The sequence below is a fragment of the Pseudomonas sp. TH41 genome, assembly GCF_016650695.1.
GTDB lineage: Bacteria > Pseudomonadota > Gammaproteobacteria > Pseudomonadales > Pseudomonadaceae > Aquipseudomonas.
Window position 1 is genome coordinate 1,002,981 of record NZ_JAEKFH010000003.1, and the last position, 13,711, is coordinate 1,016,691.

The following is a 13,711-nucleotide window of genomic DNA, read 5'->3' on the forward strand; positions in this document are numbered from 1 at the left end:
CCCACATTTGACCGAGTAGTGAATGTGGGAGCGGGCTTGCTCGCGAAGGCGTCCGCATTCACAACGCCGACTACCCTGCGTCTGTCACACTTCGTCTCATCTTCAGTTATGCTCGCCGTTCGTCGTGAATGCCGGAGCCGCTGACCCTATGTCCCCCACCCGCCTGTTTGTCCCCCTCGCCCTCGCCTTGCTGGCCGCGTGCGCCACGCAACCAAAACAGAATGTGACCGTGGAAAAACAAAGCGAATGCCCGGCAACACTGCGCAACGGGCAGAACCTGATCCTGACGCTGCCAAGCAACCCGACCACGGGTTATCGCTGGGCAATCCAGGATTCCGCCGGTGGCGTGCTGCGCGCGCTCAGCCCTGAGGTTTACAGCAATCCGGAAGATGCCGGTGTGGTGGGTGCGGCCGGAATCTCGACCTGGCGCTTTCAGGCGTTCGCTACCGGCACAGGGCGTTTGCGTCTGACCTCGCAACAACCGTGGGCCCCGGAAGTGCTGCCGGTAGAAACCTTCGACTGCGCAATCTCGGTTAACTGATCGTGGGCTGGCTGATACTGGCGCTGATGGGCGCGGTGACCTTTCTCTATGGCGTCAGCGTGCATGCCGCGCTGCTCTGCCTGCTGGTCAAACCGTTGCCGGTGCTGGCCTTGCTCGGATGGCTGCATGATGCGCCGCCCTCCGAGTACCGGCGCTGGATCAGCCTTGGATTGATTTTCTCCCTGCTCGGCGATGTGTTGCTCGCATGGCCGGGGGATTTGTTCGTGTTCGGCCTCGGGGCGTTTCTGGTCGCCCACCTGGCGTACCTGAAAGCGTACGTGAGCGATTGCCGGCGACTGGCGCCGGTACCGCTGATCCTGGCGCTCGGCGTTGGCGCGGTGCTGTTGGGGATTCTGATTTCTCACGGTCTGGGACCGTTGCTGATCCCGGTGATCGTTTACGGCCTGGCGATCAGCGCGATGCTTTGGCGGGCGCTCGCCAGGCTTGGTAGCGAGGTGCCCACGCGCTCGGCGTTGCTGGCGGCAGCGGGGGCGGTGGCATTTGTGTTTTCGGACAGCGTGATTGGGATCAGTCGGTTTGTGGTGCCGTTCGAAGCCGCGCCTTACGTGATTATTCTCAGCTACTGGCTGGGGCAATGGGGGATTACGGCGTCGGCATTCGGTCCAAAACCGCGTTCAGCCGTTTAAAAGATCGCAGCCTTCGGCAGCTCCTACAGGGGAATGCATTCCAAATGTAGGAGCTGCCGGAGGCTGCGATCTTTTGATCTGGCGGTTTATCAGACAACTCGCGCATCCGCGCGCCAAGTTGGCTAAAATGCCGTCCTTTTCAACCGAAGCCGCTGGAACCGCCGTGAGCAAAGAACCCGATCGCCTTTTCGCCCAGCCTTTGGCCCAGGTGCCTGACTTCGCCTTTAACGAGGATGTAGTGCGGGTGTTCCCGGACATGATCAAGCGCTCGGTGCCGGGTTATCCGACCATTGTTGAAAACCTCGGCGTGCTCGCCGCGCAGTTTGCCCAACCCAACAGCGTGCTCTACGACCTGGGTTCCTCCCTCGGTGCCGTGACCCAGGCCTTGCGTCGACATGTGCGCACTGACGGCTGTCGCGTCATTGCTGTGGATAACTCGGCAGCGATGGTCGAACGGTGTCGCGAGTACCTCAACGGTCAGGACTCGATGTTCCAGGAGTTGCTGCCGGTCGAAGTGATCGAAGGCGACATCCTCGCGCTCGATTTCCAGCCAGCCTCTGTCGTGGCGCTGAACTTCACCCTACAGTTCATAGCCCCTGACCAGCGCACCGCGCTATTGAGCCGCATCCGCCAGTCGCTGCTGCCCGGTGGTGCGTTGATCCTCTCGGAGAAGCTGCGCTTCAACGACCTCGAGGAACATGCGTTGCTCACCGATCTGCACGTGGCGTTTAAACGCGCCAACGGCTACAGCGAACTGGAAATCGCCCAGAAGCGCAGTGCCATCGAGAACGTCATGAAGCCCGACAGTCTCGAAGAACACCGCGAGCGCCTGCTGGCCGCCGGGTTCTCGAAAGTCGTGCCGTGGTTCCAGTGTCTTAACTTTGCCTCGTTGATTGCCTTGCCATGATTGATTTGTCTCCCCTCGCCCGCCGTTTGGCCGGTACGCCGCTGGCCAATTGGGCTAACACCTTGCAAGCGCAACTCGACAAGAAGATGGAGAAAGGTCACGGCGACCTGGAGCGCTGGCAGAGCGCGCTGGACGCGTTGCCGAAGGTCCAGCCGAGCGAAGTCGATTTGCTCAACGGCCTGATGCTGGACACTGATTGTGACGATGAAACCCGTGCGCAGATGCGCACCGCGTTGATGGGTTTATCGCCTTGGCGAAAAGGCCCGTTCGATCTGTTTGGCGTGCATGTCGACACCGAATGGCGTTCCGACTGGAAGTGGTCGCGGGTAGCTCCGCACCTGGACTTGAAGGGCAAACGCATCCTCGATGTCGGCTGCGGCAACGGTTACTACATGTGGCGCATGCTCGGTGCCGGTGCCGACAGCGTGATCGGCGTCGACCCGAACTGGCTGTTCTTTTGCCAGTTCCAGGCTGTGCAGCGCTATCTGTCCGAGCCCAACGCCTGGCACCTGCCGTTCCCTTTCGAAGACCTGCCGCCGAACATGGAAGGCTTCGACACCGTGTTTTCAATGGGCGTGTTCTACCACCGTCGTTCGCCGATCGAGCACTTGCTGGCGCTGAAGGATTGCCTGGTCAAGGGCGGTGAATTGGTGCTGGAGACGCTGGTGATTGAAGGCGATCAGCAGCAAGTGTTGGTGCCGGAAGACCGTTACGCGCAGATGCGCAACGTGTGGTTCCTGCCGTCGGTGCCTGCGCTCGAATTGTGGCTGCGTCGTGCCGGGTTTACCGATGTTCGTTGTGTGGATGTGAGCGTAACGACGGTTGAAGAGCAGCGCGGGACGGAATGGATGAAGTATCAGTCGTTGAGTGACTTCCTTGATCCCGAGGATCACAGCAAGACCGTGGAAGGCTTGCCGGCACCGATGCGCGCCGTGATCGTCGCCCGTAAGTAAACACAAATCTCCAACCAATGGAGATCCCCTGTAGGAGCGAGCTTGCTCGCGATGGTGTGTCAGTCGACATCAATGCAGCTGATACACCATCGCGAGCAAGCTCGCTCCTACATTAGGTTCGGTGTTTATTCTGCGGGTTTTGCCCGGCGGGCCTTGAAGAACTCGCTCAACACGGCCCCGCACTCCTCCGCCAACACCCCACCTTCAAACAATACCCGATGGTTGAGAAAGCCTTGGGTGAAAAACTGTCCCTGGCTCTGCACAATCCCGGCCTTGGGTTCGAGGGCGCCATACACCACCCGCGCAATCCGCGAATGCACGATCAGCCCGGCGCACATGCTGCACGGCTCAAGCGTCACGTACAGCGTACTGCCAGGCAGGCGATAATTGCTCGCGGCCGTTGCTGCGGCACGGATCGCGACCATCTCCGCATGAGCACTCGGGTCGTTACCGCTGATCGGGCAATTGAAGCCGCGGCCGATGATTTCACCGTCCTGCACCAGCACCGCGCCCACCGGCACTTCGCCCAGAACCGCACCTTGAGCGGCCAGCGCCAGCGCTTCGCGCATGAAGTCACGATCACGGCTGCGATCGATGATTGCGGCGGGACGTATCTGACGCATCATGCCACCTCGATGGCGGCCATCAGGCCGGTTTCCATGTGATCGATCACGTGGCAATGGAACATCCACACACCCGGGTTATCCGCCACCAGCGCCACTTGCGCGCGTTCGTTCTTACCCAACAGGTACGTGTCGGTGAAGTACGGGATGACCTTGTGCCGGTTCGACGCGATGACCTTGAAGCTCATGCCATGCAGGTGAACCGGGTGTTGGTACTGAGTCATGTTCTTAAATTCAAAAATATAGCTCTTGCCCTTCTCAAGCTTGGCAATCGGGCGGTCGGCGCAGGTCTTGTCAGTAATGTCCCAGGCCTTGCCGTTTATCTGCCACAAGCTGGGCGGCTTGCCGTTGTCGACGTTCACCGACACCGAGCCTACCCATTCGAAATTGAAGTTGAGTTTCTCGGCATTGGCCAGGTCCGGCTCGGCCACCGGGTTGGCGGGCAACGCAGGTGGCCAGGCGGTGGGTGAATCGCTGTTGGCCACAGAGCGGAACGTGCCCAGACGTACCGGGCCGTTGCGCAGGGACAGTTCTTCACCGACTGGCGGCGCCTTGATCGCCAGACAAATACGCATGCCCGGGCCGAGCCAGTATTCCTTGCCCAACGGGCGCGGTTCGACGGGATTGCCGTCCAGCGCATAGATCTGCGCTTCGACGCCCGGAATGTTGAGGCGATACGTCAGCGTGTTGTCGAGGTTGAGCACGCGCACCCGGGTAATCTGCCCGGCCGGCAATTCGATCACCGCTTGCGAGACGCCATTGATGGTCGACAGTCGCCCCGCCGTACCGCCACGGGCCGCTTCGCGAGGAACGCTGAAGGCGACGAAAGCGCCCTGTTCATCGACGTGCCAGCTCTTGAGGCTCAGGGTTTTCTCGTACTTGAAACCGGTCGGCTCACGCTCTTCGACGATCAGCGGACCGACCAGCCCGCGCCCCAGCTCTTCGCTGCTGTTCACATGGGGGTGATACCAGTAACTGCCGGCGTCGGGCACGCGGAATTTGTAGTCGAAGTATTCACCGGGCAACACCGGAAGCTGCGAGACGTACGGCACGCCATCCATTTCCAGTGGCAGGCGGATGCCGTGCCAGTGAATGGTGGTCGCGACCGGCAGGTGGTTGATAAAGCGCACCCGCAGCCATTCGCCCTGACGCACACGCAGCTCGGTGCCCGGCGCCGACGGGCCAAACGCCCACGCTTCGGTCGTGTGCCCGGCCACCAGTTCAACGTTCAGCGGCGCGGCGATCAGCTCATAGTCGTGGCCCGCGTCGGCGTCGGCCATCTTGCCCAACCAGTAACGCGATGCACCACCGGCGCCCACGCCAACGACAACAAGACCGGCCAGGCCACCGAGGATTTGGCGACGGGTAAAGGACATGAACTCAACTACCTCACGTATAAGCGCCAGGCACAGGGCCGGCAAAAGGCGAATACGATACACCTGCGGTTGAGAAACAGTAAGGGTGGCGCGGCGACTGGTCACAGTCGATCAATGATTGTTGATGCCCTGTAGGAGCAGCCGGTCGACGCTCGATTGCTCGCGAAGGTCTTGAAAGCAACGCGTTCATTCAGGACGAACGCGTTATCGTTAACATCTTTCGTCGGAACGCCGCCCGGAGCAAGCTCGCTCCTACAGTCCTGTGATCAGATGGACCACGCCCCCCTCCCGCGACATGACGCCCGGCACACCTGCCAGGACCAATGCCTGCCGATCCACCCGCCCCACATCCCGCAACTCCACCCGCACCCGGGTCAGCGCCACGGCCTGCTGCGACTTGAGGTTTTCCAACACTCGAAGGGCGTCTGCCTCTGTAAGAACACTGAATGGCGATTTTCGACGGCCCCCGGTCACCACAAACAGTGGTGACCGGCACTGGCGTTTTTTCTTACGGCACTCGTCCATCAACCTGAACTTCGATAGCTCCCGAATCCTACATATTCAAGCTCGTTGACTCGCCATAGTGCCCATGACTCTTACCCCCATTTCTTAAGGAACGAGAAGTGAACCCACCCGAAACAACCACCCCGTCCCTCCTCCCAGATCCGGCCGACGAGCAGTCCCTCAAAGCGCTGGTCCTGCCCTTTACCGAAGCCTGTCCCGATTTGCATGCCATGGCCCATGAAGCCGGCCAAGAGATCCTCGACAAGCACAGCGTCAAAGGCATCGACCCGGACAAGGTCTGGTGGCACCGCTTCAACAACACGTCAGTCAGCAGCACCAAGGCGTTTCTGTTCTGGGAGCATTACCCCACGCCGTCCGAATCCCTGACGCTGCCGCAATTGGTGGTCAAGCGCTTCCGCCCTCATGACCAGGACAACGCCGACCTGCTGGATGGTGATGGGGGGTTCTACGATGAAGGGCCCCACGCCTCCATATACAACGAAACCAACGAAGTGAAGATGTACCCCAGCGAGGTCCTGAAGGACCTGTGGGCCATCAATTTCAGTGAACGCTACCGAGACAAAATGGAGCAGTTCTGGAAGCTCCATTCGGACGATTTCCGTACCCTTGCCAAGCTCAACTTTCTGGCCAAGGCGCTGGACGAGCACGACGGCGCTCGGTTGAGTAACGAAAACCTCAAGACCGTCATCAAGGCCGTCGCGAGCAACGTCACATGGCCAGTCAGCGTCCAGATGCTGCAAGCTCAAGCGGCGACTGTCGACAGCTTGCGCGTCTACCCATTGGACATTGGCGGCTATCAAGCCACTGACATTCTCTGCATCACCGACCGCAACGGCGTACTGATCCTTTACACGCCGGGTGAAACCGACAGCTTTCACCTCTTTGCCACGGCGTCCGATCTGCACTGGTGGCTGCTGATGCAAAACAATCGCGCGGAGAATCGAGCACGCTTCATGGCTCACTTCCCGTTGGCCGCCCAGCAGCAGGATGACGGCAACATCGGTCTGAACGCCATGATCGACTTGCTCTACTCCACCTGGGGCACGAGCGATCACCCTCTGATCAATCAAAAAGCCGAGCCGATCACGGGTGACCCGTTCAGCTGGCTGCGTGACTCTGTGAAGGCTCGCATGCACAGCGATGCGGACCTGTCCTTGCGTTCCAACGGCGATCTGCGCGAACAGATGTGGATCGGTTATCTGAACGCCTTCGTCCACGTCTTCGGTTCCATGGCCGCCCTCGGTTGGCCCGTGGCACTGGCAGCCGTCGGTGCCGGCATAGCCGACATGGGCTTGAACATTGACCAGGCGATCAACGGCAGCACCAAGGCAGATCGCAAGGCCGGGGTCGCGGGCGCCATCGGCAGTGCCATCGAAACCCTGTTCAATCTGCCTTTTCTGCGCGGCGCGGCAGAGCTTGCCGAAGTGGGGGAAGCCAGCGAAGCCTTCGAGCTCAAGGGCGACTTTTCCGAGTTACCGCCCGCGGAGCCGGCAGGCATCCCGCCGATCGCCCAACTCGCCCCCGGGCCTGCTTATGCGCAGGAAGCTGCCGAGCTGCTGACCTACTTTGAAACCAATGAAATTCTGGACGGCCTGTCACCTGTCGCCCAGGACGGTAAGTTTAAAGGCATCTACCAACCGCCAACCGGCGGAAACTATGTACTGATCAATGACAATTATTACCTCGTGCGTTACGTCAAAGAGTTGAAGACCTGGGCCATCATCGACGCCGCCAATCCGTACTCGTTCTATCGCAACCTGCCCATTCGCCTTGATGCAGAGGGAGACTGGCAGCCCATCAACCGCCCCGGCCTCCATGGTGGCGGCAAATTCGACGGGTTATGGCCTTGGGGTCGCGCCAGCGAGCCCTTGCCGGACGTTGAAAGCCCGCCCACCGCATACGACATGCCGCAGGCCTTGCGCAAGGACCTCAACAAGATCGCTCAGGGCGGAGGGTCCAAGTACGAGCTCAATGACGCTTACGCGAGCTTCGACCTCAACCCTGACGGTAGCGACCCGGTGGGTGACTTCAAGGCCATGAGAAAAACCCTGTACCGGGACGCCACCGCTTTCTTGGAATCGCTGCCCTTGCCAGCCAGGCCCGAGATCCCGGCCCTGCCGGCTGGCTTGCCAAAAAAGGACCTCATCAAGAAACTGTTTCGCATCGCTTCGGGCCTGGTCATCGGCGAGAACCATTCAAGCGTCGGCAGCAAACAGTTCCTGATCGAAAACATGGAGGTGTTGGGCAAGCAAAAGGTCAAAACCCTTTACTTTGAACACCTCCTGACGGACTTCCATCAGGCTGACCTGGACATCTTCAACCGCACGGGTGAGCTTTCGGAGAGCCTCGAAAACTACTTGAAGAATCTTGATAAAGGCCATAGCACCGACCCCAGTGGCCAATACACGTTTCTGGAAGTGATCAAGGCTGCGCGCAAGAGTCATATCCGGATCCAGGCCATTGACTGTCTGGCCAGTTACCAAAGTACGGGCATGAAGGGTGTGGAGAAGAATTTTCGCCAGAAGATGATGAATTTTTTTGCCCATGAGGTGATTCGCACCGATCAAGTCACTCGCGGCGCCCATCGTTGGGTCGCGCTGGTAGGCGACAGTCATGCCAACACCTGGGAAGGTGTGCCCGGCCTCAGTGAGTTGGAAGGAGGCATCGGCTTGCGCATCGAGAACACTCCGGCGGGCACGGCGCGCGGCGTCGAAGTGGACCCCGGACGTATTCCAACCGATAACTTCGGTCGTCCATTGGCAATGGTCAAAAGCGATTTGCGCATGCAACTGGATACGCCACCCAATATCGCTCTGGCGGAATCGCTGGAAAAAGCCCTCAGGCGTCCTGGCGACTGCACGGTAATCAATGTCGATGACCAGGCCACGCTCATTCATCGCAGCAGAACGGGCACTCTCGTTCGTACACCGATCTTGCGCGACCACGGGTCGTATTACATCGAGCGAGACAGTTGGCCATCCATCACCGGTCGGCGCTACCCCAGCCTGACAGAACTCTCTACCGCGTTGAGGCTTACTGGTCTGCGTTCGGTCCAGCTGCCAGAGTCCTGACATGCAAAAGGCCCCGTGAACTCACATTCACGGGGCCTTTCAGGTGTTACGGGCGATCAGTCAGACTATTGTAAATTGAAGAGAAAATATCAATGTTTCCAATAGAATATATAGAATATGTAACGAAATACCATGAACGATGCCATGACGTAAAACCGACACCTCTACGTATCCAGCATGTCCCATTCATCGCCGAGCATCCAACGTATCGCAGACAGCTTGCCGTTTATCACCCCCCACTCGAAGTCGGTCCAAGGCCCTAGCTCGTCCGTGCCGAGCTCTTCTTCTGCCCGCTTCATGGCAGCGAGCATCCCTTCCCAGATTGGGTCTATTAGAAGGTTACGCCTCTCTTCCGGCATAGCCTTAAGTTGATTTCCTATCAACCCAAAAGCTCTCCACTCTTATCGTTGCCGTTAGTCATAAACATAACCGTTTGCCTATCCCTTATCGTAAGGGGGAAACGGTGTCCTGTCTTTCATGGGGCTCGTTCAGACACAATGTGGACACTCTCGCCGTAAAACGATGCCACCCACTTTTCGCGTTCAACGCTGTCGATCAAGATTCTACTCTCTAGGGATACTGAACATGTCTGACATTGTATCGATATACGATACGCTCTCCCCTCTTATGTCCCCGCTATGGGGAGTACCAAGGATTTTGCGAACGCTGCTTTCACCACTTCATTGAGCGGATCTTTGGCAGGGGCTTTTGCCGGTGCAATAGCCGCGCAACGCATCGCCGAGAAGGGAAAATTCAGAGAGAAACTAGTAAAAGAATTTCATCACACAAACGCCGCCTTAGCGCTTGGCATTGCAATATCAGGTGTCGCATTGGCGTTGAAAAAGCAGCACATCAAGGACGGGGGAGGCTTGAAATGTATCAAATACGTATTCAATCGCCCCTGGTTTTGTTGATGCCGTGACCGTCCACAACAGATCAATAGCGAGCGGCTAACCCGAATAGACATTTGAATCGTCCAGCTATGCCTGAACTGGTCTTTATCGCTGAACAAAGGCCGTCCACTTTTGACTTAAAGCGAACGGCCAATGCTCATAAAAATGCTTACTTCAGACGCACTTTTTACTGCCCTGCAGGGCATTCGCTAGAAGTCCTGCCGGCAACTTGACTGATTAAGGCGGCTAACCGTTTAACATTGTATTGATGAGCTACTACTAGCTCATCAATGCTGGGGCCGGATGGCGACCGTAGGGTGGTTCGGCAAGTTATCAGCGAGTTATCACCTTCACCCGTTTTGCGAAGGCGCCATTTGACGTCGAGCAAGGCGTACTGACCGGGGATTGAGTCAAACCGCTGCACATCCAACCGCAATGACATTTTACGCTGGGGATTGCTGTTGACCAATTGATCTACCAACGCGCTACGCAACTCATCCACCAGCGTTGCAGCCCACCATTCGGTTTCGAGAATCGCCACGCCACTGTTGCCCTGACGAATGACGATCTGCGGCCGGTCAACTTGGGGCGGCACGCTGAGGCCTTCGATTTGAATGTCCGCACCGTGAACCGAGGCCCCGGCGCCTAGTTGTGTGGGAGTCAGGGTGTGGAATTGTATTGGATCACTACGACATGCAGTGAGCAGCAATAACGTAGTGATCAGAGTTATCTTCAACGGGAAAGCCATTGGGGTTGCTCCTGTAGTCAGTTCCGCGGTGGCGACTGTAAATCCAGTGGTGCGGCCTTGTCGGGACGCCCCCTAATCAGCGATTCCGGATGCCGTCCCAGGTAATCCGAGAATTCACGCAAGGAGCGCGACATGCGGCCAAGTTCTTCCATGGTCTGACCTAACTGTTCGCGTTGCGGCGAGTCTTCGGCCAAAGTCGAACTGGCCGATTGCAGGGTCTTGCTGACGTCCGCCAAAGTAGTCTGCACTCCGGGCAGCGTTTTCGCGTTGAACTGGGCGAGGCCTTTGCGCAGTTCGACAAGGTTGCTGTCGAGATTGTTAGCAATACGCTCAACGGGGAGTTTGTTGATTTTTTCGACCATGGCCTGCAGTTGCTCCTGCAATAGATCGAGGCTTCCGGGAATAGTCGGGATGCTGACAGGGCGGAGGGTCGGATCGAACGCGACTTTTTCCGCTTTGGGGTAAAAGTCGAGCGAGATATAAAGTTGGCCGGTCAACAGATTGCCAGTGCGCGCCTGAGCCCGCAGACCATTGTCGATGAAGGTCCCGATCAACCGCACCCCCGCAGCCTCGTCATTCGGGTCATGATTGAGCGTCTTGTGCAATTTGAGTTGAGCTTGCCCCAGACGTTGCGGGTAAATCACGATGCCGACATTGAGCGGGAAACTACGCTTTTTTGCGTCGAAATCCAGATTGATCGCCACCACCTTGCCGATTTCCGTGCCGAGGAACTCCACCGGTGCATCGACCTTGAGCCCACGCAGGGCCTGGTCGAAACGCAGGCTCAGGTACTGCGCCTTGCCATTGGGTGGCGCGAGGGCAGTTTGCTGGTCTTCGAACAGATCGAAGGTTTTTTCTTCTCCGGCCGGTTTATCGTTGGGGCTGTAGTCCGGCGCGCGGAAAACAATGCCGCCCACCAGTAAGGAGGACAATGACTCGGTCTTCACCGCAAACCCGTTGGCGCCGACATTCACATCGATGCCGCTGGCGTTCCAGAATCTAGTGTTTTCGGTGACATAGACATCATTAGGGGCGTGGATAAATACCTCGATGTTGACCCCTTTGCCGTCCGGGTCCAGGGCATAGGCCACCACCTGGCCAACCGGGATTTTGCGGTAGTAAACGGGGGAGCCAATATCTAGTGACCCCAGGTCCTCGGTATGCAGCGTAAAGCGCTTGCCCGGCTCGCCATAGGTGATGGGTGGAGGGTTTTCCAAGCCTTTGAAGTTTTTGGCGCGGGTGTTGGCCTTGCCAGTATCAGCACCAATGTAGTCACCAGACAGCAGGGTATCGATGCCCGAGATGCCCCCCGCGCCGATGCGCGGTCGCACCACCCAGAATTGCGAGTCTTCACGGGTGAAGCTTTCTGCCTGCTTGGTCAGTTTGATCGTGGCGTTGACGCTTTTTTGGTCATCGCTCAGTTCCACCTCCGAGACTTGACCGATCACCACGTTGCGGTATTTGACCGCGGTCTTGTTGGCGGTCAGGCCGCTGCCGGTCTTGAATGTGACGGTGATGGTCGGGCCCTCCTGCATCATGCTGTGCACGACCAGCGAAATCCCCACCAGCACCGCAACAATCGGCACGATCCACACCAGCGACACACTGAAGCGTCGAGTCTTGATTGGGGTTTTTCCCGGGACTTGCAGCTCTTCAGTGGTTAGCAACGTCATCCATCTGCTCCTTATTTTGTGGGTTGTCCCAGATCAGGCGCGGGTCGAAACTCATCGCCGACAGCATGGTGAATATCACCACCAGACCAAAGAACAGGATGCCCGGGCGCGGTTCGATATCACCCAGAGCCTGGAATTTCACCAGTGCCGCTACCAGCGCGACGACAATTACGTCCAGCATCGACCAATAGCCGATCAGTTCAACAAAACGGTAAAGCTTTGATCGCTCTTTACGCGCCCATTGGCTGTTGCATTGCACGGTGACCAGCAGCAACGTCAGAGACACGAACTTGACGCCCGGCACCGCAATGCTGGCGATGAAAATAATCAACGCAATGTCCCAGGCGCCGTGCTGCCAGAACTCCAGTACACCGCTCATGATGGTGCTGTCGGCACCGGAGCCGAGCATTGTAGTATTCATTACCGGTAGCAAATTGGCCGGGATATAAAACACCAGCGACGCCAAAAGGTAGGCCCAGGTTCGGGTTAGAGAATTGATTTTTCGGTCGTGCAGCGGGGCGTCACAGCGCTTGCACACATGTGGATGATTGGTCATGTCGCAGACTAGACCGCAGCTATGACACAGGCTCACCTTAAGATTGCGGGCCACCGGGGGCGTATTCATAAAATGTCCCACAGTTCACGAACATCGCGTCCGGCGATCCGGATCAACAGCAGGCTAAGGATAGCGAGTGCAAACAGCCCGATGCCTGGCAGCACATCAAGCATGCCCGCAAGTTTGAACACCGCTACCATGGCCCCTAATAGACAGACTTCCAGCATGCTCCAGGGCCTCAGAGTTTCCAGCCAGCGCATGCACAGCTTGAACGCTGGGGAACGTCTGTTCGCAAGGGCGAAACTCAAGACCCACATCAATAAAAGCAGCTGAAAAATTGGCGCGATAATGATCGCAATTGCCGCCACCAACGCGATGAAAGTGATGGGCCCCAGGCTCAGTGCTAATACCGAGTCCCATAACGTGGCGCTGCTCTTCAGACCTTGCAGGCTAATACTCATCACCGGATAAAAATTGGCGAAAATCCACAGCACTGCAGCAGTGAAAGTCAACGCCAGGCGCTGCTCCACCGAGAGGCCGTTAAAGCGCTGAAGAATACCATCGCAACGTGAACATACAGATGTTTGATGCTTGACGAGTGTGATTTTTTCATACACACAGTCACAATGCTCACAAATGACCAGCCGGTCACAATTCGCCATAGATCTTACTCGTCAAAAAACCGAAGGGTCATGGAGCTCAGTCAACATAGAGACGTTAGGGGAATGAGTAAACTTCACTGAGAAACACGGCTAAACATGTGATCCGACTCAATACCTGAATCAAAGAATTTTGTATATACCTGACCGGCTCTAGTGTCTAGTTATCCTGATTAGGAATTAGTGCGATTTACTTGGTTTTCATTTTCAGATTACCGGAGTAGTCATCCTCTCACGACAGTCAGTGAGCTTAAAGTATGAGGTTGGCGTTTTTGAGTTTTCTCCATTTTGCCTTCCTAATAGTGATGAGGTGTACAGATAATCTTACTTGGCCTGGCGAAAACCTTAGTTTCTGGAGGGCTACTATCTACTCATGAGGAAAAGTCGCTATTCGGTGCGCCGGTTATGCGATGGGCTGTTCTCAAGCTCGACTTGGGCAATGGCCTCCTCAGCTCAGTCGCTGGCACAGACATCAAAAAAACTATTACGAATTGCCTTAGATCAGCACATTTTTGGTGTGCTAATCGCTCGCGCGATTC

General features: G+C 57.2%; 13 protein-coding genes. 6 read left to right on the top strand and 7 right to left on the bottom strand.

Annotation, left to right across the window (positions count from 1 at the left end):
* Positions 1–148: 148 nt before the first annotated feature.
* From JFU37_RS07320 to cmoB, 4 genes are all read left to right on the top strand, one after another.
* Positions 149–541, top strand: coding sequence for a protease inhibitor I42 family protein (locus tag JFU37_RS07320; RefSeq protein WP_201114598.1), 393 nt, complete (start codon positions 149–151; stop codon positions 539–541).
* Positions 542–543: 2 nt separating this feature from the next.
* Positions 544–1,188: a lysoplasmalogenase family protein gene (locus tag JFU37_RS07325; protein ID WP_201114600.1), complete on the top strand. Its 645-nt coding sequence runs from the start codon at positions 544–546 to the stop codon at positions 1,186–1,188.
* Positions 1,189–1,315: 127 nt separating this feature from the next.
* Positions 1,316–2,095, top strand: coding sequence for a carboxy-S-adenosyl-L-methionine synthase CmoA (gene cmoA, locus JFU37_RS07330; RefSeq protein WP_201114602.1), 780 nt, complete (start codon positions 1,316–1,318; stop codon positions 2,093–2,095).
* Complete coding sequence (gene cmoB / locus JFU37_RS07335) at positions 2,092–3,048, top strand: tRNA 5-methoxyuridine(34)/uridine 5-oxyacetic acid(34) synthase CmoB (RefSeq protein ID WP_201114604.1); 957 nt, start codon at positions 2,092–2,094, stop codon at positions 3,046–3,048. The genes cmoA and cmoB overlap by 4 nt, the downstream gene beginning before the upstream one ends.
* 125 nt (positions 3,049–3,173) lie before the next feature.
* On the opposite strand, the gene tadA is transcribed toward cmoB, so the two are convergent.
* The 3 genes from tadA to JFU37_RS30605 all read right to left on the bottom strand — a co-directional run bounded on the left by tadA (position 3,174) and on the right by JFU37_RS30605 (position 5,572).
* A complete protein-coding gene (tadA, locus tag JFU37_RS07340) occupies positions 3,174–3,671 on the bottom strand; it encodes a tRNA adenosine(34) deaminase TadA (protein ID WP_201116438.1) in 498 nt (165 codons plus the stop codon).
* Positions 3,671–5,047, bottom strand: a complete 1,377-nt coding sequence (locus JFU37_RS07345) for a multicopper oxidase family protein (protein WP_201114605.1) — start codon at positions 5,045–5,047, stop codon at positions 3,671–3,673. Before JFU37_RS07345 ends, tadA begins: the two co-directional genes overlap by 1 nt.
* Before the next feature lie 252 nt (positions 5,048–5,299).
* On the bottom strand, positions 5,300–5,572 hold the full coding sequence (locus JFU37_RS30605; RefSeq protein ID WP_242485718.1) for a hypothetical protein: 273 nt from the start codon (positions 5,570–5,572) through the stop codon (positions 5,300–5,302).
* A 98-nt stretch (positions 5,573–5,670) separates the two neighbouring features.
* On the opposite strand from JFU37_RS30605, the gene JFU37_RS07355 reads away from it, so the two are divergent.
* The gene (locus JFU37_RS07355) at positions 5,671–8,643 is read left to right on the top strand and encodes a membrane-targeted effector domain-containing toxin (RefSeq protein ID WP_342214919.1); all 2,973 of its coding nucleotides are present in this window, start codon (positions 5,671–5,673) and stop codon (positions 8,641–8,643) included.
* A gap of 638 nt (positions 8,644–9,281) precedes the next feature.
* Positions 9,282–9,557 carry a hypothetical protein gene (locus tag JFU37_RS07360; protein ID WP_201114606.1) on the top strand — a complete coding sequence of 92 codons (276 nt, stop codon included), beginning with the start codon at positions 9,282–9,284 and terminating at the stop codon, positions 9,555–9,557.
* Positions 9,558–9,723: 166 nt separating this feature from the next.
* Here JFU37_RS07360 and JFU37_RS07365 read toward each other — a convergent pair whose 3' ends face one another.
* The 4 genes from JFU37_RS07365 to JFU37_RS07380 are packed head-to-tail and all read right to left on the bottom strand — an operon-like array spanning position 9,724 to position 13,175.
* On the bottom strand, positions 9,724–10,284 hold the full coding sequence (locus JFU37_RS07365; protein WP_201114607.1) for a PqiC family protein: 561 nt from the start codon (positions 10,282–10,284) through the stop codon (positions 9,724–9,726).
* 17 nt (positions 10,285–10,301) lie between these two features.
* Positions 10,302–11,957: a PqiB family protein gene (locus JFU37_RS07370; protein ID WP_201114610.1), complete on the bottom strand. Its 1,656-nt coding sequence runs from the start codon at positions 11,955–11,957 to the stop codon at positions 10,302–10,304.
* Positions 11,938–12,582, bottom strand: a complete 645-nt coding sequence (locus tag JFU37_RS07375; protein ID WP_201114612.1) for a paraquat-inducible protein A — start codon at positions 12,580–12,582, stop codon at positions 11,938–11,940. The genes JFU37_RS07370 and JFU37_RS07375 overlap by 20 nt, the downstream gene beginning before the upstream one ends.
* Positions 12,579–13,175 carry a paraquat-inducible protein A gene (locus tag JFU37_RS07380; protein ID WP_201114614.1) on the bottom strand — a complete coding sequence of 199 codons (597 nt, stop codon included), beginning with the start codon at positions 13,173–13,175 and terminating at the stop codon, positions 12,579–12,581. Before JFU37_RS07380 ends, JFU37_RS07375 begins: the two co-directional genes overlap by 4 nt.
* Positions 13,176–13,711: the final 536 nt, after the last annotated feature.